Annotated in this window: 15 protein-coding genes; 13 read left to right on the forward strand and 2 right to left on the reverse strand. The window is 68.2% G+C overall.

The genetic code is table 11. The features are described 5' to 3' along the window. Nucleotides 1-45 precede the first annotated feature (45 nt). From hutG to HOP58_RS11360, 4 genes are all read left to right on the forward strand, one after another. Nucleotides 46-1,005 (forward strand): formimidoylglutamase, encoded by a 960-nt coding sequence (gene hutG, locus HOP58_RS11345; protein WP_234260312.1) that lies wholly within the window; start codon nucleotides 46-48, stop codon nucleotides 1,003-1,005. Between the two features lie 41 nt (nucleotides 1,006-1,046). Beyond that, on the forward strand, nucleotides 1,047-2,738 hold the full coding sequence (hutU, locus tag HOP58_RS11350) for a urocanate hydratase (protein ID WP_234260313.1): 1,692 nt from the start codon (nucleotides 1,047-1,049) through the stop codon (nucleotides 2,736-2,738). A 172-nt stretch (nucleotides 2,739-2,910) separates the two neighbouring features. Further along, nucleotides 2,911-4,443 (forward strand): histidine ammonia-lyase, encoded by a 1,533-nt coding sequence (hutH, locus tag HOP58_RS11355; RefSeq protein ID WP_234260314.1) that lies wholly within the window; start codon nucleotides 2,911-2,913, stop codon nucleotides 4,441-4,443. A gap of 107 nt (nucleotides 4,444-4,550) precedes the next feature. Beyond that, the gene (locus HOP58_RS11360) at nucleotides 4,551-5,897 is read left to right on the forward strand and encodes a Na+/H+ antiporter family protein (protein WP_234253944.1); all 1,347 of its coding nucleotides are present in this window, start codon (nucleotides 4,551-4,553) and stop codon (nucleotides 5,895-5,897) included. Nucleotides 5,898-5,937: 40 nt separating this feature from the next. Here HOP58_RS11360 and HOP58_RS11365 read toward each other — a convergent pair whose 3' ends face one another. Then, nucleotides 5,938-6,396, reverse strand: a complete 459-nt coding sequence (locus tag HOP58_RS11365; protein WP_234260315.1) for a YchJ family protein — start codon at nucleotides 6,394-6,396, stop codon at nucleotides 5,938-5,940. 298 nt (nucleotides 6,397-6,694) lie between these two features. Between HOP58_RS11365 and HOP58_RS11370 the strand changes: the two genes are divergently transcribed. Genes HOP58_RS11370 through HOP58_RS11400 form a run of 7 tightly spaced genes read left to right on the forward strand, consistent with a single transcriptional unit; the run spans nucleotide 6,695 to nucleotide 14,690 of the window. Continuing rightward, nucleotides 6,695-9,469 (forward strand): cation-transporting P-type ATPase, encoded by a 2,775-nt coding sequence (locus HOP58_RS11370; protein WP_234260316.1) that lies wholly within the window; start codon nucleotides 6,695-6,697, stop codon nucleotides 9,467-9,469. Next, entirely contained in the window at nucleotides 9,441-9,959 is a 519-nt protein-coding gene (locus tag HOP58_RS11375) for a Na+/H+ antiporter subunit E (RefSeq protein ID WP_051004641.1), read from the forward strand. Before HOP58_RS11370 ends, HOP58_RS11375 begins: the two co-directional genes overlap by 29 nt. Further along, the gene (locus HOP58_RS11380) at nucleotides 9,956-10,252 is read left to right on the forward strand and encodes a monovalent cation/H+ antiporter complex subunit F (protein ID WP_234253940.1); all 297 of its coding nucleotides are present in this window, start codon (nucleotides 9,956-9,958) and stop codon (nucleotides 10,250-10,252) included. The genes HOP58_RS11375 and HOP58_RS11380 overlap by 4 nt, the downstream gene beginning before the upstream one ends. Further along, a complete protein-coding gene (gene mnhG, locus HOP58_RS11385; protein WP_234260317.1) occupies nucleotides 10,245-10,589 on the forward strand; it encodes a monovalent cation/H(+) antiporter subunit G in 345 nt (114 codons plus the stop codon). The genes HOP58_RS11380 and mnhG overlap by 8 nt, the downstream gene beginning before the upstream one ends. Continuing rightward, nucleotides 10,586-11,512 (forward strand): hydrogenase subunit MbhD domain-containing protein, encoded by a 927-nt coding sequence (locus tag HOP58_RS11390; protein WP_234260318.1) that lies wholly within the window; start codon nucleotides 10,586-10,588, stop codon nucleotides 11,510-11,512. The genes mnhG and HOP58_RS11390 overlap by 4 nt, the downstream gene beginning before the upstream one ends. Beyond that, a complete protein-coding gene (locus HOP58_RS11395) occupies nucleotides 11,509-11,787 on the forward strand; it encodes an NADH-quinone oxidoreductase subunit K (protein ID WP_234253937.1) in 279 nt (92 codons plus the stop codon). The genes HOP58_RS11390 and HOP58_RS11395 overlap by 4 nt, the downstream gene beginning before the upstream one ends. After that, entirely contained in the window at nucleotides 11,784-14,690 is a 2,907-nt protein-coding gene (locus tag HOP58_RS11400) for a proton-conducting transporter membrane subunit (protein WP_234260319.1), read from the forward strand. Before HOP58_RS11395 ends, HOP58_RS11400 begins: the two co-directional genes overlap by 4 nt. 17 nt (nucleotides 14,691-14,707) lie before the next feature. On the opposite strand, the gene hrpB is transcribed toward HOP58_RS11400, so the two are convergent. Beyond that, a complete protein-coding gene (gene hrpB, locus HOP58_RS11405; RefSeq protein ID WP_234260320.1) occupies nucleotides 14,708-17,230 on the reverse strand; it encodes an ATP-dependent helicase HrpB in 2,523 nt (840 codons plus the stop codon). Nucleotides 17,231-17,323: 93 nt separating this feature from the next. Here hrpB and HOP58_RS11410 point away from each other — a divergent pair, with 93 nt between their 5' ends. Both HOP58_RS11410 and arsJ read left to right on the forward strand, forming a co-directional pair. Next, nucleotides 17,324-18,358, forward strand: a complete 1,035-nt coding sequence (locus HOP58_RS11410) for an ArsJ-associated glyceraldehyde-3-phosphate dehydrogenase (RefSeq protein WP_234260321.1) — start codon at nucleotides 17,324-17,326, stop codon at nucleotides 18,356-18,358. After that, the gene (gene arsJ, locus HOP58_RS11415; RefSeq protein WP_234260322.1) at nucleotides 18,355-19,563 is read left to right on the forward strand and encodes an organoarsenical effux MFS transporter ArsJ; all 1,209 of its coding nucleotides are present in this window, start codon (nucleotides 18,355-18,357) and stop codon (nucleotides 19,561-19,563) included. Before HOP58_RS11410 ends, arsJ begins: the two co-directional genes overlap by 4 nt. Nucleotides 19,564-19,877 lie beyond the last annotated feature (314 nt).

Below are 19,877 nucleotides of genomic sequence, written 5' to 3' on the forward strand. Positions count from 1 at the left end.
TCGCGTTGGCTGCTCCCGGGGTAGCCCCGACCTAAGGAGGAAGATATGAACTCCATTTATCTTGATGCCATCGATATGTCCCCCTGGGCCGGGCGCGAAGACCCGGAGCCCGACAGCCTGCGCTGGCATCAGGTCATCACTCCGGTGAAGTCGGACAGCGCCCCCGGCGCCGCCCTGCTCGGCTTCGCCTCGGATGCCGGCGTGGCGCGCAACCAGGGCCGCGTGGGGGCCGCCGAAGGCCCGCGGGCACTGCGCAAGGCGCTGGCACCGCTGGCCTGGCATCGCAGCGCGCCGGTGTTCGATGCCGGCGACGTCAGCTGCCACGGCAACGACGACCTGGAAGCAGCCCAGCAGCGCCTGGCCGAACGGGTCGCCGCCCTGTTGGCCCACGGCCACCTGCCGCTGGTGCTGGGCGGCGGCCACGAGGTGGCCTTCGGCAGCTGGTCGGGCCTGGCACGCCACTTCGAGGCCCAGGGCGAGGCCCGCCCGCGGATCGGCATCATCAACCTCGATGCCCACTTCGACTTGCGCGACCCGAGGCACGTGCGCTCCTCCGGCACGCCCTTCGCCCAGATCGCAGCCGAGTGCCACGCCCGCAACTGGCCGTTCCGCTACGCCTGCCTGGGCGTGAGCCGGGCCAGCAATACCCGCGCCCTGTTCACCCGGGCCAGGGAACTGAACGTGCTGGTACGTGAAGACCACGAGATCGATGCCCTGCGCCTCGAAGCCATCGTGCGCGAACTAGGGCGCTTCATGGCCCGCTGCGACCACCTCTACCTCAGCATCGACCTGGACGTGCTGCCGGCCGCCGAGGCACCGGGAGTCAGCGCCCCCGCCGCCCGCGGCGTGCCCCTTGCGCTGATCGAACCGTTGCTGGAGGCCGTACGCGACACCGGCAAGCTGCGCCTGATCGACGTCGCCGAGCTCAACCCCAGCTTCGATATCGACGGCCGCACCGCCAAGGCCGCGGCACGCCTGATCCACCGGCTGACGCTGGATACCTGAACCGACACACAACGATTTGCAACACCAGAGAGAACACGACGATGAACAGCCATACCACTCCTGCCGATCCCCGCCACGACGTCAGCCGCCGTATCGCTGCGCCCACCGGCTCCGAACTCAGCTGCAAGAGCTGGCTCACCGAAGCCCCGCTGCGCATGCTGATGAACAACCTTCACCCCGACGTGGCCGAGCGCCCCGAAGACCTGGTGGTCTACGGCGGCATCGGTCGCGCCGCCCGCGACTGGCAGTGCTTCGATACCATCGTCGCGACACTCAAGCGCCTGGAAGACAACCAGACCCTGCTGATTCAGTCAGGCAAGCCGGTGGGCGTGTTCGAGACTCACAAGGACGCCCCGCGGGTGCTGCTGGCCAACTCCAACCTGGTGCCGGCCTGGGCCAACTGGGAGCACTTCAACGAGCTCGACCGCAAGGGCCTGATGATGTACGGCCAGATGACCGCCGGCTCGTGGATCTACATCGGCTCACAGGGCATCGTCCAGGGCACCTATGAAACCTTAGTCGAGGCCGGGCGCCAGCACTACGGCGGCGACCTCACCGGCCGCTGGATCCTCACCGCCGGGCTCGGCGGCATGGGTGGCGCCCAGCCGCTGGCAGCAAGCCTGGCCGGCGCCAGCTCGCTGAACATCGAGTGCCAGCAGTCGCGCATCGACTTCCGTCTGCGCACCCGCTACCTGGACGAGCAGGCCGACGACCTCGACGACGCCCTGGCCCGCCTCGAGCGCTACACCGCCGAGGGCAAGGCGGTCTCCATCGGCCTGTGCGCCAATGCCGCCGACGTGCTGCCGGAACTGGTCAAGCGCGGCGTACGGCCGGACATGGTCACCGACCAGACCAGCGCCCACGACCCGCTGCATGGCTACCTGCCTTCCGGCTGGAGCTGGGACGAGTACGTAGCCCGCGGCAAGAGCGAAGCCGAAGCGGTGGTCAAGGCCGCCAAGCAGTCCATGGCAGTGCACGTGCAGGCCATGCTCGACTTCCAGAAGATGGGCGTGCCCACCTTCGACTACGGCAACAACATTCGCCAGATGGCCAAGGAAGAGGGAGTGGCCAACGCCTTCGACTTCCCCGGCTTCGTACCGGCCTACATCCGTCCGCTGTTCTGCCAGGGCATCGGTCCGTTCCGCTGGGCCGCGCTCTCCGGCGACCCGGAAGACATCTACAAGACCGATCAGAAGGTCAAGGAGCTGATCCCCGACGATCCGCACCTGCACCGCTGGCTCGACATGGCCCGCGAGCGCATCAGCTTCCAGGGGCTGCCGGCGCGCATCTGCTGGGTCGGTCTCAAGGACCGCGCCCGCCTCGGCCAGGCCTTCAACGAGATGGTCAAGAACGGCGAGCTCAAGGCCCCCGTTGTCATCGGCCGCGACCACCTGGACTCCGGCTCGGTGGCCAGCCCCAACCGTGAGACCGAAGCCATGATGGACGGCTCCGATGCCGTCTCCGACTGGCCGCTGCTCAACGCCCTGCTCAACACCGCCGGCGGTGCCACCTGGGTTTCGCTGCACCATGGCGGCGGCGTGGGCATGGGCTTCTCCCAGCACGCCGGGGTGGTGATCGTCGCCGACGGCACGGACGACGCCCACGCCCGCCTCGGCCGGGTGCTGCGCAACGACCCGGGCACCGGGGTGATGCGCCACGCCGATGCCGGGTACGATATCGCCAAGCAGTGCGCCCGGGAAAATGGGTTGGATCTGCCGATGCTCGATAAATAAGAGCGCCTCAACGTTCGGCGCGATGAGCGCCGGGAACAAGCCGAAGCGAGGGTTTTTTGCCATGGATGGCAAAAATAGCGCCCAGGGATGGGTTCACAGCGCCCTCGCGCAGACTTGTTGCCGGCACAGCTCATCGCTTCAGCTGCCAACGCATTTTCAGGAGAGAGATTCCATGACCCATCTCGACATTCGACCCGGCAAGATGACCCTGGCGCAGGCGCGCCAGGTGTTCGAGGCGCCGCTGCGCGTGACGCTGCCCGACAGCGCCGACGCCGCCATTCAGCGCGCCGTCGATTGCGTCAATCGCGTCGTCGCCGAGGACCGCACCGTCTACGGCATCAACACCGGCTTCGGCCTGCTGGCCCAGACCCGCATCGACCACGACAACCTGGAAGAGCTGCAGCGCTCGCTGGTGCTGTCCCATGCCACCGGCGTGGGCGAGCCCATGGAAGACGCCCTGGTGCGCCTGATCATGGTGCTCAAGGTCAACAGCCTGGCCCGCGGCTTCTCCGGTATCCGCCGCGAAGTGCTCGACGCCCTGCTCGCCCTGGTCAACGCCGAAGTCTACCCGCACATCCCGCTCAAGGGCTCCGTCGGCGCCTCCGGCGACCTGGCACCGCTGGCCCACATGAGCGTGGTGCTGCTCGGCGAAGGCAAGGCACGCCATCGCGGCGAATGGATCCCGGCCCGTCAGGCTCTCGAGATCGCCGGACTCCAGCCGCTGCGGCTCGCCCCCAAGGAGGGCCTGGCGCTGCTCAACGGCACCCAGGTCTCCACCGCCTACGCTTTGAAAGGGCTGTTCGAGGCCGAAGACCTGTTCGCCGCCGCCACGGTGTGCGGCGCGCTGACGGTGGAAGCCACGCTCAGCTCACGCTCGCCCTTCGATGCCCGCATCCACGACGCCCGCGGCCAGCGCGGCCAGATCGACGCCGCTGCGGCCTATCGTCACCTGCTCGGTGAGCGCAGCGAGATCAGCGACTCCCACGCCCACTGCGACAAGGTGCAGGACCCCTACTCGCTGCGCTGCCAGCCCCAGGTGATGGGCGCCGTACTGACCCAGATCCGCCAGGCCGCCGAGGTGCTGGCCGTGGAGGTCAACGCGGTATCGGACAACCCGCTGGTATTCAGCGGCGAGGGCGACATCCTCTCCGGCGGCAACTTCCACGCCGAGCCGGTGGCCATGGCCGCCGACAATCTGGCCCTGGCCCTGGCCGAGATCGGCTCGCTCACCGAGCGTCGCGTCTCGCTGATGATGGACACCCACATGTCGCAGCTGCCGCCGTTCCTGGTGGAGAACGGCGGGGTCAACTCCGGCTTCATGATCGCCCAGGTCACCGCCGCAGCGCTGGCCAGCGAGAACAAGGCCCTGGCCCATCCGCACAGCGTCGACAGCCTGCCCACCTCGGCCAACCAGGAGGACCACGTCTCCATGGCGCCGGCCGCTGGCAAGCGGCTGTGGGAGATGGCCGACAACGTGCGCGGCATCCTGGCCATCGAATGGCTGGCGGCCTGCCAAGGGCTCGATTTCCGCCAAGGACTGACCACCACCGAAAGATTGGAGCAGGCCAGGAAGGCACTGCGCGGCCAGGTCGACTACTACGACCGCGACCGCTTCTTTGGCCCCGACATCGAGAGCGCCACCCGCCTGCTCGCCTCACGGGTGCTCAACGAGCTGGTGCCGGTGGAACTGCTGCCCAGCCACTGACCCGCCCTGTACGTTGAGGTAAGATATGCTACCCCGGCCCACCAGGCCGGGGTTTTCTTTCGCCCATCCGTTTCGCTTCGGTCCGATCCTCCAGCTCGAGAGCCGTCATGAATGCCATCGTTCTGGCCATCCTGGTCATGGTTACCCTCAGTCTCGCCCGCGTCTCCGTCGTCTTCGCCCTGATCGCCGCCAGCCTGGTCGGTGGGCTGGTCGCCGGCATGCCCATCGGCGCCATCATGGACGCCTTCAACCAAGGGCTCGGCAACGGCGCCACCATTGCGCTCTCCTACGCCGTGCTGGGCGCCTTCGCCGTGGCCCTGTCGCGTTCGGGCGTTACCGAGCTGCTCGCCGAGCGAGCGATTCGCGGCCTGCACCTGGACGACCAGCCGTCGAGCCGCCGCTGGGTCGCCTTCACCCTGATCGGCGCCCTGCTCGCCGCGGCGGTGAGCTCGCAGAACCTGATCCCGGTGCACATCGCCTTCATTCCGGTGTTGGTACCGCCGCTGCTCAAGCTGATGAATCACCTGCGCCTGGATCGCCGGGTGGCGGCCTGCGTCATCACCTTCGGCATCACCGCGCCCTACATGCTGCTGCCGGTAGGCTTCGGCGCGATCTTCCTCAACGACATCCTGCTGGCCAATCTCAACGAGAGCGGCGCCGAGCTGGGCCTGGAGGTGACGCGCGGCATGGTGCCCATGGCCATGCTGATGCCCATCGGCGGCATGGCGCTGGGGCTCGCTGTCGCCGTGCTGTTCAGCTATCGCCGGCCGCGCCACTACGAGGATCGCGACCTGGCTCACGGCGACGAGACACCCGCCGAGGCGGCCAAACACCTGGCGCCCTGGCAGATGGCAGTGCTCGGCGCCGCGCTGGTGGGCACCGTGACGATCCAACTGCTCTCGGGTTCGATGGTGCTGGGCGGGCTGTTCGGCTTCGCCCTGCTCTCGGTCAGCGGCGTGTTCCGTTGGCACGAACAGGACGACATCTTCACCGAAGGCATGCGCATGATGGCGCTGGTGGGCTTCATCATGATCAGCGCGGCGGGCTTCGCCGGGGTAATGCAGGCCACCGGCGAGGTACCCGCTCTGGTGGCGGGCTCAACGGAGCTGATCGGTGACAACAAGGGCCTGGCGGCGCTGATCATGCTGCTGGTCGGCCTGTTCATCACCATGGGCATCGGCTCGTCATTCTCCACCGTGCCGATCATCGCCTCGCTCTACGTGCCGCTGGCACTCAGCTTCGGCTTCTCGCCCATGGCCACCGTCGCCCTGGTGGGTACCGCCGCGGCGCTGGGCGATGCCGGCTCGCCGGCCTCCGACTCGACCCTGGGCCCCACCGCTGGGCTCAACGCCGACGGCCAGCACGACCATATCTGGGACACCGTGGTGCCGACCTTCCTGCACTACAACCTGCCGCTGATCGCCTTCGGCTGGCTGGCCGCCATGGTGCTGTGAGGGTGCTGCGAGGGCGCTTTGAGAGAGCTCTTGCGGAAGATCAGCCCAGGCCGCAGCAGCTCTTGAACTTGCGCCCGCTGCCGCAGGGGCAAGGGTCGTTGCGGCCGGGCTTGAGGCGCTCCATGGTGGGCTCGCCGTCGACATAGAACCAGCGGCCCGCCTCGTGCACGAAGCGCGAGTTCTCCGCCAGTACGCCCCAGCGCCTGCCTTCGCGAAAGGTGGCGCGAAAATGCACGTGGCCACGCTCGCCCGCCGAGCCGTGATCGAGCACCTCGAGGCGTATCCAACTGGTGGCATCGTCCAGGTTCAGGTCCACCGGGCGAGTGCTGGCGTGCCAGGTCGCCAGCAGGTAATCCTCGAGCCCCAGGGCAAAGGCACTGTAGCGGGAGCGCATCAGCGCCTCGGGGGTCGGCGCCGCCTCGCCGGCATGAAAGCGGCCGCAGCAGACATCCAGCGGCAGTCCGCTGCCGCAGGGGCAGCGCGAGATCGTCGAAGTCATCGGTTCTCCGTTCCGTTGAGCCGCCATTCTAGCCCAGCCAGCGCTGCAGTGGCCGAGTGCCATTCGGATACCCACCGAAACAGAGCGACGGTTTCGCTCTCTGCCTGCTGGCCTACACTGGAAGCAGTCTGTACACACCGTCACCGCTGCATCGCCGCGGACCCAACGGCGGCTTGTGTCAGTATCTCTACACCAGCCCGACAAGGAGTTGGGACACGTAACTTGCGCTGGGTCACGGCACAGCGACAGCGCCTATGTTACATCTGAGCTAATTCACACCGCCTTCGGAGATATGGAAATGCCCGATCGCCAAGACGAGTCCCGCGCCGCCTGGCATGCCTTGCCCCCCGATGAAGCCCTGGAGAAGGTCGACGGCAACCGCGACGGCCTGAGCGATGACGAAGCCAAGTCACGCCTCGAGCGCTATGGTCCCAATCAGCTCAAGCAGGAGGAGGGGCGGCCCTGGTGGCGGCGTCTGCTCGAACAGTTCAACAACATCCTGATGATCATCCTGCTGGTGGCGGCGGTGGCGAGCCTGGCCCTCGGCCACATGCTGGACGCCGCGGCCATTGTCGGGGTGGTGATCATCATCGCGATGATCGGCTTCATCCAGGAGGGCAAGGCCGAACAGGCCCTGGAGAGCATACGCAACATGCTCTCGCCACAGGCGTCGGTGCTGCGCGGTGGCAGGCGCAAGACCATCGACGCCGAGGATCTGGTGCCTGGCGACATCGTCATGCTGGAGAGCGGCGATCGCGTGCCCGCCGATCTGCGCCTGCTCGAGGCCAAACGCCTGCGCACGGAGGAGGCCGCCCTCACCGGTGAGTCCACCCCAGTGGACAAGCAGACCGACGCCGTCGAGGAGGACGCCGAGCTGGGCGACCGCAGCGCCATGATCTTTGCCAGCACCATCGTGGTTCAGGGCACCGCTCAGGGCGTGGTGGTGGAAACCGGCACCCGCACCGAGATCGGGCGTATCTCGGAGATGCTGCGCGGGGTCGAGCAGCTCAAGACGCCGCTGCTGCAACAGCTCGACCGCGCCGGCCGGGTGCTGGCGATCTTCATCCTTGGCGCCGCTGCCCTCACCGCCGCCATCGGCGTGGTCCTCCACGGCGAGCCCATCAGCGCCATGTTCATGGCGGCGGTGGGCCTGGCCGTGGCCGCCATTCCCGAGGGCCTGCCGGCCATCGTCACCATTACCCTGGCGTTGGGCGTGCAGGTGATGGCCAAGCGCAACGCCATCATTCGCCGCCTGCCAGCGGTCGAGACCCTGGGCTCCATCTCCACCATCTTCTCCGACAAGACCGGCACCCTGACCCGCAACGAGATGACCGCCCAGGCGATCTGGCTCCCCGAGGGCGAGTTCCGCCTTTCGGGCATCGGTTTCTCCCCGGAAGGCAAGCTGCACGCCGCCCCCGCAGAGAAGGAAAGCGACGAGTACGGCGAGGAGATCTCGCTGGACGACTACCCGGCGCTGGCGCACTTCCTCAAGGTCGGCGTGCTGTGCAACGATTCCGAACTCGCCGAAGAGGACGAGCGCTGGACGATTCACGGCGACCCCACCGAGGGCGCGCTGGTGGTAGCCGGCGCCAAGGGCGGCTTCGACACCGGCGAACTGCGCGACGAGCACCCACGCCAGGATGCCATCCCCTTCGAGTCCGAGCGCAAGTACATGGCCACCCTCAACGAGCTGGAGGGCAAGCGCCTGCTGGTCAAGGGGGCTCCCGACCGACTGTTGGAGATGTGCCACAAGGTACGTGGCGCCGACGGCGACAGCGAGCTGGATCAGCAGGAGTGGGAAGAGCGCATCCACGACCTCTCCTCCCGCGGCCTGCGTGTGCTGGCCCTGGCGGAAAAGGAGGCCGACGACATCTCCGGCGAACTCAGTGACGAGGACGCCGAGCAGGGCCTGGTGTTGCTGGGCCTGGTCGGGCTGCTCGACCCGCCGCGGGAGGCCGCCATCGAGGCCGTCAAGCAGTGCCTCGAGGCGGGCATCCGTCCGGTGATGGTCACCGGTGACCACGGCGTGACCGCCAAGGCCATCGCCGAACAGCTCGGCTTCGCCCACACCGACCGCGCCCTGACCGGACGCGAGATCGAGGAGATGTCCGACGAGCAGCTCGAGGAGTGCATTCTCGAGATCGACGTCTTCGCCCGCGCGGCGCCGGAGCACAAGCTGCGCCTGGTTAAGGCGATGCAGGCCAAAGGTGGAATCTGTGCCATGACCGGCGACGGGGTCAACGACGGGCCCGCCCTCAAGCGGGCCGACGTCGGAGTCGCCATGGGCATTCAGGGTACCGAGGCAGCCAAGGAGGCCGCCGAGATGGTGCTGGCCGACGACAACTTCGCCACCATCGTCGGCGCCATCGAGGAGGGGCGCAAGGTCTACGACAACATCCGCAAGACCGTGACCTTCATTCTGCCCACCAACGGCGGTCAGGGCCTGGCCATCATGCTGGCCGTGCTGGCCGGCACCCTGCTGCCGGTCACCCCGCTGCAGGCGCTCTGGGTCAACATGGTGGTGGCGGTCACCCTGGGCCTGGCACTGGCCTTCGAGAAGGCCGAAGAGGACATCATGCAGCGCGAGCCCCGCGATCCATCCGCGGCCCTGCTCGACCTGTTCCTGCTGTGGCGGGTGGTGTTCGTCTCGATTCTGCTGCTGATCGGCGTATTCGGCATGTTCAGCTGGATCCTGCAGGTCCAGGGCGGCAGCGAGGAGCTGGCGCGCTCCGGCGCCGTCAACATGCTGGTCATGAGCAGTGCGGCCTACCTGATCAACAGCCGCTTTCTGGTCAACAGCACACTCTCTCTGCACGGCATCTTCGGCAGCCGCCCGGTATGGATCGCCATCGGCCTGGTGGTACTGCTGCAGTTGGGTTGGACCTACATCCCCTTCATGCAGACGGTATTCGGCAGCGCCGCGCTGTCACCGATTCACTGGCTGGTGATCCTGGCCGGCAGCGTGGTGCTGTACCTGGTCGTGGAGCTGGAGAAGTTCATCCTGCGCAAGCGTGAGGGATCGGATGCCACCCACTCGGGCCGACATGACGAGGCGACGACTTCTGCCAACTAGGTTCGGCGACTGGCGCGGCTGGGCCGGTCGTCTGGCCCTGCTCGCCTTGCTGTGGTGGATGCTCGGCGGCGGCGAAGCGGAGAGCTGGCGCTGGGGAGTGCCGGCCATCATCATCACCGCCCTGGTGATGCCGATTCCCGATCTGCCGCTGCGGCCAGTGGCCTGGTTGCGCCTGCTGCCGCTGGCCCTGTGGCTCGGCCTGCGCGGCGGTATCGAGGTGGCCTGGCTCGCCTGTCGTCCGCGCATGCAGCTCGACACACGAGTCATCGAGCATCGTTGGCAGCGGCTGGACGACGCCTCCGGCCGCTTGTTCATGGCGACCTTGATCAATCTGCTGCCCGGCACCCTCACCGTTCGTATCGACAGCGACCATCTCCAGGTGCACGTGCTGCACTATCGGGACGGTATCGCCGACAGGCTGCAACGCCTGGAGGGGCAAATCGATGCGCTTTTCGGTGGCCGCCATCTTCGCAACGAGGGCTCCCCATGACGCCGATCTATCTGTTCGCCGCCGTCCTGCTGCTGGCCAATGCCGGTGTCGCTGCCTGGCGCATCTGGCAAGGGCCGACCAGCGCCGACCGCATGGTGGCCGCAGAGCTGATGACGACTACCACCGTGGCAGTGCTGCTGATACTGAGCGCGCTGGTCGAGCAGCCGGCCCTCGTCGACGTTGCGCTGCTGTTCGCCCTGCTTGCCGCGGTGGCCATGGCCAATTTCGTCACCCGCACCTGGACGCTGCTGAGAGAGGACGGTCAGGCACGCGAGGAGGCCAGGCATGACTGAGTGGCTCGAAGTGGTCAGCCATTTGCTGGTGGTCGCCGGCGCGCTGTTCTTCGTCACGGGCAGCCTGGGCTTCATCCGCTTTCCTGATGTCTTCACCCGACTGCACGCCATGACCAAGGCCGATAACCTGGGGCTCGGGCTGCTCTGTTCCGGCCTGGCGCTGCAGGCCGACGGCCTGGCCGAGGCGGCCAAGATCATGCTGATATGGCTACTGGTGCTGCTGGCTTCGGGCATCGGCGCCACGCTGGTGGCATCGACGGCAGCTGCCTGCGGCATTCGTCCCTGGCAGAACCGCACAGGCGCAAGCCGGGAGGCGCAACAGGAGCCGCAGGAATGACGGCGCTGACCCTGGGCTTCGATCTGCTGCTCGCCGCCGGCCTGATCTGGCTCGGCTGGCAGGCACTGTTTCTGACCCGCCGCTTTGCCGCCGTGGTCCACTTGATGGCCTTCAACCTGCTCATGGCGCTGGTCTGGGTACGCCTCGAGGCGCCGGACATCGCCCTGGCGGAGGCCGCCATCGGCGCTGGGGTGACCGGCGCACTGCTGCTCACGGCGCTAGGCCGCCTGCCCAGCACGGCCGCTGTCGGCTCCCATCCGCAGCGCTGGCACCGCTACTGGCGCTATCCGGCCGTCTTCGCCGCGTGCATCGGCGCGGGCTGGCTGGCCTGGGGCGTTCAACGCCTGCCGCGCCCCGGGCTGGCCGCCGAGGTGACGGCCGAGCTGGAGGCCACTGGTGTCAGCCATGCCGTGACCGCCGTACTGCTCAACATCCGCGCGCTGGATACGCTGCTCGAAGTGGCGGTGATGCTGGGTGCCGTGATGCTGGTCTGGTCACTGGGTCCGGCGCTGCGCCCCTTCGCCCCGGCGACCGCCCTGCCCGGTCTGCCCGCCCTGTCGCGCCTGCTGCATCCGCTGTTCCTGCTCGTTCCCACCTATCTGCTGTGGCGCGGCGCCCATGCGCCGGGTGGCGCCTTTCCCGCCGGCGCGGTGCTGGGGGCCGGCGGCATTCTACTGCTGCTGGTAGAGCGTATCGGCTGGATGCAGCAGCCCCGCTTCAAGCCTCTGCTGCGCTTGCTGCTGGTCGCCGGGCTGGCGCTCTTCCTCGCCGTCGGCCTGGGCGGCCTGCTGTTGACCGGGACCTTTCTGGCGATTCCCCAGGCGCTGGCCAAGCCGGCGATCCTGGCGGTGGAAGTCGCCACGGCGCTCTCGATTGCGCTGATGCTGATGGCCCTCTACCTGTACGGGGAGCCCGGCCGATGAGTCTCTTCTACGCTGTCGTGTCTGCCCTGCTCTGCGGCATGGCCCTCATCGGCCTGTTTCGCACTGACGACCTGGTGCGCCGTATCGTGGCGCTCAATGTGCTGGCCAGCGCCACCTTTCTGCTGCTGGTCACCCTCGCCCGCACCGAGGCGGGGATCGATCCGGTCCCCCATGTGATGGTGCTGACGGGCATCGTGGTGGCGGTAAGCACGACGGCCGCCGCACTGGGCTTGACGATCCGCGCCCACGAACGTCGTCATGAGGAGTCGCAATGACGGCATCGGGGCTGGCCGCCTGGACGCTCCCAGCGTTGATCTTCCTGCCGCTCGGTCTCTCGATAGCGGCATTTCTCGGCGCCCTCTCCCCCGGGCGTCAGGTGGCGCTGGGGCTGCCCGTCATGCTGATGAGCCTCGTACTCTCCTTGCCGGCGACGCTGGGCGGGGAGTCGATCGGCATCGCCCTGGGCAACTGGCCGCCACCGCTGGGCATCGCCTGGCATCTCGATTTCCCCGCTCTCACGATGCTGATCATGACGGCCGTCGTGGCAGGCGCTGCCAGCCTGGCCCTGCTGCTGGACCCGTCGACATCCGCCGACCGGCATCTGTGGCCGCTGTGGTGGATGATGTGGGCCGGCCTCAACGCCCTGCTGCTGTCCCAGGATCTGTTCAATCTCTACGTCACGCTGGAGCTCGTCACCCTGGCCGGCGTCGGCCTGGTGGCCCGCTCGCCCCACGATCGCTTCGGCGAGGCCGCCCTGCGCTATCTGATGGCCTCGCTGCTGGCTTCGCTGCTTTACCTGCTGGGTACGGCGCTGATCTACGGCCAGACCGGCCGGCTCGACCTCGGCCTGCTGGTCGACTCCCTGGAGGATGGCGCCACCATGCGCCTGGCGGCCGCCCTGCTTACCCTGGGGCTGCTGATCAAGGCCGCCGTGGTGCCGCTGCACACCTGGCTGCCGGCCGCCCACTCCAAGGCCCAGGCGCCGGTCAGCGCCATGCTCTCGGCCGTGGTGGTTGGGGTGACCCTGTTCGTGCTCTGGCGCCTGTGGCTGGCCCCGCTGGCCAATCTCAACAGCGCCCAGCTCGATTGGCTGGTTGTGATCGGAATGGTGGCGCTGGGCTGGGGCGGTGTTCAGGCCGCGCTGCAGACCCGACTCAAGCTCCTGATCGCCTGGTCCACGCTCTGCCACAGCGGCTACGCGCTGCTGCTGCTCGGGCTCGATGTCGACATGAGCTGGTTCACCCCGGATGAACCGCATGCCCCGGCCTTTTCGGGCGGCCTGCAGCTGCTGCTCGCACATGGGTTGGCCAAGGGCGCGCTGTTCCTTGCCGCCGGTGCCGTCGTCGTCGCCCACGGCCACGACCGCCTCAGCCGGCTGGCCGGCGATGCCGGTCGCCTGCCGCTGGCCTGGCTGGCCATGGCGCTGGCCGGGCTCAGCCTGCTGGGCATTCCCCCGACCGGCGGGTTCTTCGGCAAGTGGTGGCTGCTGCAAGGGGCACTGGCGCAGGACCATTACTTCATTGCTGCGGTCGTGCTGCTCGGCACCTTCTTCACCGCTGCCTGCCTGTGGCGCCTGTTCGACCTGGGCCTGCGCCCCGAGCCGCGCCGGGCAGCCGTTATCGCCTCTCGCCCCACTCACGGCGACACCACCCGAAGCCTCTCCTGGCTGGCACTGGGTCTTGCCGGACTGGCCTGGGGCCTGGGTCCCTTTATGGCGCTGTCTACGCAGCTTCCCGTGGAATTCACTATCAGCCTCGCCCTGGATGCCACCGGCCTGGCCTTCCTGCTGCCGGCGCTGTGCATCTGGCCGCTGGTGCTGTGGGCTACTTACAGCTGGCGGGACACCTTCCCTGCCGCCAACCGCCTGCTCGCCATGCTGGCGGCGGCAGCGGCGATCCACCTGGTCGCCCTGCTCGCCGCGGACCTGCTGACCTTCTACACCGGCGCCGCGCTACTCAGCCTGCTGGGATGGGCCATGGTTCAGCACGACGGGCATCAGTCGTCGCGCCTGGCCGGCTTGGGCTATCTGGTCATGCTGCTGCTGGCCGAAGTGGCGATGCTGGCGGGCCTCGCGCTCATTGCCAACGCCAGCGGCGACCTGCGCTTCGCCAGCCTGACTCACCACGAGCTGCCACCCCTGGCCCTGGGCTGCATGGCGTTTGGCCTGGCCATCAAGGCCGGTGTCATCGGCGTGCATGCCTGGCTGCCGCTGGCACATCCGGTCGCACCGCCCATGGCCAGCGCCGTCCTCTCAGGGCTGATGATCAAGCTCGGCCTGCTGGGTGCCCTGCGCCTGCTTCCGCTCAGCGATGTCACCGTGGCCTGGGGCCCCGTCATGGTAATGGTGGGGCTGGTCGCCGCCCTCTATGCGGCACTGCGCGGCATCGTTCACGATCACGCCAAGGTCGTGTTGGCCTGGTCGAGCGTGAGTCAGATGGGGCTGCTCACCGCTCTGCTGGGCCTGGTGCTCTACAGCAGCTCACCGGCCACCGCCATGACGGCCCTGCTGCTGCTGGCAACAACGCACTCCCTGGCCAAGGCCAGCCTGTTTCTGGGGGCGGGAATGGCCAACCGGGTGCACGGCAGGGAGCACCGCTGGGTACTGCTCGGCATGCTGCTGCCGGCCCTGGCGCTGGCGGGCGTGCCGCCCACGGGCGGCGTGCTGGTCAAGACCACAATGGGGGACGCGCTGGCGGCAGACGGCGGGGCCGGCTGGCTGCTCTCCCTCTCGGGCATCGCCACCGGCCTGCTGATGCTGCGCCTGCTGTGGCTGCTGTGGCGCTCGCCACCCAGCCGGCAGACGCTGCACATACCCGGCGGGCTGTGGCTCGGCTGGGCCACGCTGGCAGCCCTGCCGGTGCTGGTGGCCTGGGGATGGCAGTGGTACGCCCCGCTTGTCGCAGCACCGTTCGCCACCCTGCGCTCCGGCTTGCTGGAGCCATCCCTCGCCCTTGGGCTGGCGGTCGTGGCGGTTCTGCTCAAGCCTCGGCTGCCGCAGCTGGGGCGGGCACGCCTCGCATGGCGCCAGGCGCTGGAACGGGGGGGAGAACGAGGCTTTCGACGGCTGGCCTGGACCCTCAAGCGGAGCGAAAGCAGGCTTCAGCCCTGGCCCGCCTTCGGCATCGCGCTGGGGTTCGTGTCGCTGGGCATGGGCATGGCAGCGCTGCTACCCGGTTGAAGGCGACCGGCGCCGGCTCATGAGCGCCGCTTGGTGCGGGCGGTGGCCTCGGCGGTGGTGGGGTCTTCGGGCCAGGGGTGCTTGGGGTAGCGGCCGCGCATCTCTCGACGCACCTCGGGGTAGCCGTTGGCCCAGAAGCTGGCGAGATCCGCGGTGACCTGAAGTGGGCGCCGCGCCGGTGAGAGCAGGTGCAACAGCACCGCCACCCGCCCCTCGGCGACACGCGGCGACGCCTGCCAGCCAAAGGTTTCCTGCAGCTTCACCGCCAGCACCGGCGCCCGGCCCTCCAGGCACGGCGTGTAGTCGAGGCGTATCTGCGAGCCGCTGGACACTTCGAGACGCCCAGGCGCCAGCGCATCGAGCCGGCTGCGCAGCGACCAGTCGAGGCTGTCGAGCAGAAAGCGACCCAGCGGCAGCCGCGCCACCGCGTCGAGGCTTCTGACGCCGTCGAGGTGCGGCCCCAGCCAGGCTTCGAGTTCATCGAGCAGCGCCGGCAGCGACCAGTCGGGCCAACCCTGCTCATCATCACAGTCTTGATCCCCCCGAGAGCCCAACGCCTGGCGCAGCAGCGCTACCCTGCCGCGCAACTGCTCGGCGCTATCGTCGAAGGGCAGCTCGCCGCGCCGGCGCAGGGCATCGAGCAGTGCCTGACGCACCGCCTCCGGCGGCAGCGACGAAAGCGTTTTGCGCTCGAGCACCACCGCCCCCAGGCCGCGTACCTGCTCGCCGATCAGGCGCCCCTGCTCCTCCGACCACTCCAGGCTCGCCCGCCACTCTCGCGTTTCGGGAAACAGCGCCTCGAGCCGCGCCCGCTCGATGGCCACGCCGCGGAAGATTCGCGCACCGCTGGCCTGGCCGTCGAGCTCGGCGGCTACCAGCAGCTCGGCATGGGCCAGCGGATGGCGCTCGGGCAAAGTCGCCAGGCCCCCGGATACCAGGCGGAAGCGACCCGGCCCGGCCTCCTGCTGAATACGCTGCGCCACCCGGTCCGGATAGGCCAGCGCCAGCAGCTCCCCCACCGGCGCCAGGCTCGTGACCTCCAGGCCCACGCCAGCAATCCGCGCTAGGCGCTGAGCCTCGTGCTGCCATTGACGGTGAGCGGCGGGCTGCGCCAGACGCGCCTGAAGCGTGCGCTCCAGGTCCTGCTCGCCGTCGAGATCGCGCCCCTCCAGCGCCGCCACCAGGGCACAGGCCAGCGGCACGGCGTCGAGTTCGCCGGCACGCGCCAGCATCGCCGCCAGGCGCGGATGAGTGGGCCAGCGCACGCAGGCACGGCCCAGCTCGGTGAGCAGGAAGCCCTCATCCATCAGGCCGAGCCGCTGCAGCAGTCGACGCCCCGCGGCCAGCGCCCCGGCGGGCGGCTGTGTGATCCAGGCCAGACCGGCCGGGTCGACGATACCCCAGCGGGCCAGCTCGAAGGCCAGCGGAGCAAGATCGGCCTGTAGCATCTCGGGCTCGCCGTGAGCCGGCAGCGGCTGCTCCTCGGCCCACAGTCGCAGGCAAAGCCCCGGCCCCTGACGCCCTGCACGACCGCGACGCTGGTCGGCGCTGGCACGGTTGACGCGACGGGTCTCCAGCCGGCTGAGCCCGCTGCGCGGCTGGAACACCGGCACCCGCTCCTGACCGGCATCGATGACGATGCGTACGCCATCCACGGTGACGCTGGATTCGGCGATGGCGGTGGAGAGCACCACGCGACGCCGGCCGTCAGGTTCGGGCTTCAGGGCGCGGCGCTGCTCTTCAAGAGGCAGCCGCCCGTGCAGCTCGCGCACCGCCAGTTCGGGCTGGCGGCTCGCCAGCTCCCGCGCCAGGCGGCGAATCTCGGCCACCCCGGGCAGGAACACCAGGGCATCGCCTTCGCTCAGGGCAAGGGCTTCTCCTACCGCTATAGCCTGCTGGCTTGCGGCGTCGTCGCGAGAGCTGGAGTTGGAGTTGGAGCGAAAGCTGAGAGGACGATAGCGGGTCTCCACCGGGAAGCTGCGCCCCTGACTCTCGAGCAGCGGCGTGGCTTCGCCGAGCACGCCGAGCAGCGCCTCGACGTCGAGGGTGGCCGACATCACCAGCAGGCGCAGATCGTCACGCACCGACTGGGCATCCAGCGCCAGGGCCAGCCCCAGGTCGGCCTCCAGGCTGCGCTCGTGGAACTCGTCGAAGACGATGCCGGTCACCCCTTCGAGCAGCGGGTCGTCCTGCAGCATGCGCGTCAGCACCCCTTGGGTGACCACCTCGAGCCGCGTGTTGGGCCCCACCCGGCTCTCGCCGCGCATGCGGTAGCCCACGGTCTCGCCTACTCTTTCGCCCAGGCTTTCCGCCATGAAGCCGGCAGCCAGGCGAGCGGCAACCCGCCGCGGCTCCAGCAGCAGCAAGCGGCCTTCACCGCGCTCGCCCAGACACCAGGCCTCGTTCAGCAGCGCCAGCGGCACCCGGGTGGTCTTGCCCGCCCCGGGCTCGGCGACGAGCAGCACGCGGGAATGCACGGCCAGCGCCTGGCGAATCGCCGATAGCTGGGCATCGATGGGCAGTTCGCCACCTGATGTCATCGAATTGTCATCTCGCTTCATATACGATTTGCCATATATTTCGCCACACGACGTTCACACACCCGACTCGCTCTCAAGACATGGAGTCCCGACATGACCCTCCGTATCGGCATCAACGGTTTCGGACGTATCGGCCGCCTGGCGCTGCGCGCCGGCTGGACCAACCCGGACCTCGAATTCGTGCGCATCAACGACCCGGGCGGCGATGCCGTCACCTTCGCCCACCTGCTGCAGTTCGACTCGGTGCACGGCCAGTGGAGCGGCGGCGGCGATGATATCACGTCGACCGGGGACGCCATCGAAGTGGCCGGCAAGCACATCGCCTTCAGCGCCAATCGCGAGATCGCCGATACCGACTGGTCCGACTGCGACGTGGTGATCGAGTGCTCGGGCAAGATGAAGACGAGCGCCAAGCTCCAGGGCTACCTGGACCAGGGCGTGAAGCGCGTGGTGGTCAGCGCGCCGGTGAAGGAGGAAGGCGTGCTCAACGTGGTGATGGGGGTCAACGACCACCTCTTCGATCCCACCAGCCACCGCATCGTCACCGCGGCGAGCTGCACCACCAACTGCCTGGCGCCGGTGGTCAAGGTGATCCACGAACGGCTCGGCATTCGCCACGGCTCGATGACTACCATTCACGACATCACCAACACCCAGGTGATCCTGGATAGTCCTCACAAGGATCTGCGCCGGGCGCGGGCCTGCGGAATGAGCCTGATCCCGACCACCACCGGCTCGGCCAAGGCGATCACCGCGATCTTCCCGGAGCTGACCGGCAAGCTCAACGGCCACGCCGTGCGCGTGCCGCTGGCCAACGCCTCGCTCACCGACATGGTCTTCGAGGTGCAGCGCGAGACCACGGCCGAGGAGGTCAACGCGCTATTGAAACAGGCCGCCGAGGGCGAACTGGCCGGCATCCTGGGCTATGAGGAGCGCCCGCTGGTCTCCATCGACTATCGCAGCGACCCGCGCAGCTCCATCGTCGACGCCCTCTCCACCATGGTGGTGGCCGGCACCCAGGTGAAGCTCTACGCCTGGTACGACAACGAATACGGCTACGCCTGCCGCACCGTGGAACTGGCAGCCAAGGTGGGTAAAGCCACCGGGGTGGAGAGCGGCGAAAGATGATCGCCCGCGTTGCCGCCCTGCCCCGCGAGGTTCGCCAGTATCTGCTGGTAACCGGCAACTACTGGGGCTTCACCCTGACCGACGGCGCCCTGCGCATGCTGGTGGTGCTCTACTTCCACCAGCTTGGCTATTCGGCGCTGGAAGTCGCGCTGCTGTTTCTGTTCTACGAGTTCTTCGGCGTGGTGACCAACCTGGTGGGCGGCTGGCTGGGCGCACGGCTGGGGCTCAACCGCACCATGAACCTGGGGCTCGGCTTGCAGATCGTCGCCCTGGCCATGCTGCTGGTACCCACGGCCTGGCTCGTGGTGCCCTGGGTGATGGCGGCCCAGGCGCTCTCGGGCATCGCCAAGGACCTCAACAAGATGAGCGCCAAGAGTGCGATCAAAGGCCTGGTGCCGGCGGGCGACGAGGGACACACCTCGCTCTACCGCTGGGTGGCGCTGCTCACCGGCTCGAAGAACGCACTCAAGGGGGTGGGCTTCTTTCTCGGCGGGCTGCTGCTCACGCTGATCGGTTTCCAGGGCGCGGTACTGGCCATGGCGCTGATGCTCGTCGGCGTGCTCGGCCTCTCGCTTGCCCGCCTCGACGCCGACCTGGGCCGCGCCAAGGCCAAGCCCAAGTTCCGCGAGATCCTCTCCAAGAGCCGGGCGATCAACATTCTCTCGGCGGCGCGCATGTTCCTGTTCGGCGCCCGCGACGTCTGGTTCGTGGTGGCGCTGCCGGTGTTCCTCGCCACCCAGTTCGAATGGGACCATTGGCGGGTCGGCGGCTTCCTGGCGCTATGGGTGATCGGCTACGGGGCGGTACAGGCGGTGGCGCCACGCATCACCGGGCGCACGGCGGGACGCAGCGCCGCTATCGCCTGGGCCGCGGCGCTGGCGGCCCTACCGGCATTGATTGCGCTAGGTCTTCAGTGGGAATGGCAGCCGCACGTGGTACTGCTGGGCGGACTGTTGCTGTTCGGCGCGGTGTTCGCTGTGAACTCCAGCCTGCACAGCTTTCTGATCGTGCGCATGGCGCGCTCGGACGGGGTCTCGCTGGACGTGGGCTTCTACTACATGGCCAACGCCATGGGCCGGCTGATCGGCACCCTGCTCTCCGGCTGGCTCTACATGACCGGCGGCCTCAGCGCCACGCTGTGGGTGTCGAGTGCCATGCTCATGGCGACGGTGGCGATCAGCCTGGCGTTGCCGAGGAAGGCTTGACCTCCCGCCGATTCGTCGGGCGGGACTTGTAAGATATTGCCGACAATTTACGTCAGCCATCAGCGCTTCATGCACCTACCGTCTTGTGCCTTCGTTTCGCTTGCGTAACCTTGCGTTTCTTGTCCTGCCTTTTCATCAGGTTGCTGAAAGGAACGCGCGTATGGCTGCAACTGGATTGCAATTCACCCTCGACCTCGCCGGGGTCGACAGCGCCGAGCTGGCGGTGATCGACTTCACCCTGGAAGAGGCGCTCTCGCAGCCCTTCCACCTCGAGGTGCGTTTCGCCAGCCGCGACGGCAGCCTCTCCGCCACCG

The organism is Halomonas sp. MCCC 1A11062 (assembly GCF_021404355.1).
GTDB lineage: Bacteria > Pseudomonadota > Gammaproteobacteria > Pseudomonadales > Halomonadaceae > Halomonas > Halomonas aerodenitrificans.

Coding starts and splice junctions, on each gene's coding strand:
- HOP58_RS11390 (WP_234260318.1), top strand. CDS start 10,586: ATGACGGCGCTGACCCTGGGCTTCGATCTGCTGCTCGCCGCCGGCCTG.
- hutH (WP_234260314.1), top strand. CDS start 2,911: ATGACCCATCTCGACATTCGACCCGGCAAGATGACCCTGGCGCAGGCG.
- hrpB (WP_234260320.1), bottom strand. CDS start 17,230: ATGACATCAGGTGGCGAACTGCCCATCGATGCCCAGCTATCGGCGATT.
- HOP58_RS11375 (WP_051004641.1), top strand. CDS start 9,441: ATGACGAGGCGACGACTTCTGCCAACTAGGTTCGGCGACTGGCGCGGC.
- HOP58_RS11400 (WP_234260319.1), top strand. CDS start 11,784: ATGACGGCATCGGGGCTGGCCGCCTGGACGCTCCCAGCGTTGATCTTC.
- HOP58_RS11380 (WP_234253940.1), top strand. CDS start 9,956: ATGACGCCGATCTATCTGTTCGCCGCCGTCCTGCTGCTGGCCAATGCC.
- hutG (WP_234260312.1), top strand. CDS start 46: ATGAACTCCATTTATCTTGATGCCATCGATATGTCCCCCTGGGCCGGG.
- hutU (WP_234260313.1), top strand. CDS start 1,047: ATGAACAGCCATACCACTCCTGCCGATCCCCGCCACGACGTCAGCCGC.
- arsJ (WP_234260322.1), top strand. CDS start 18,355: ATGATCGCCCGCGTTGCCGCCCTGCCCCGCGAGGTTCGCCAGTATCTG.
- HOP58_RS11395 (WP_234253937.1), top strand. CDS start 11,509: ATGAGTCTCTTCTACGCTGTCGTGTCTGCCCTGCTCTGCGGCATGGCC.
- HOP58_RS11365 (WP_234260315.1), bottom strand. CDS start 6,396: ATGACTTCGACGATCTCGCGCTGCCCCTGCGGCAGCGGACTGCCGCTG.
- mnhG (WP_234260317.1), top strand. CDS start 10,245: ATGACTGAGTGGCTCGAAGTGGTCAGCCATTTGCTGGTGGTCGCCGGC.
- HOP58_RS11410 (WP_234260321.1), top strand. CDS start 17,324: ATGACCCTCCGTATCGGCATCAACGGTTTCGGACGTATCGGCCGCCTG.
- HOP58_RS11370 (WP_234260316.1), top strand. CDS start 6,695: ATGCCCGATCGCCAAGACGAGTCCCGCGCCGCCTGGCATGCCTTGCCC.
- HOP58_RS11360 (WP_234253944.1), top strand. CDS start 4,551: ATGAATGCCATCGTTCTGGCCATCCTGGTCATGGTTACCCTCAGTCTC.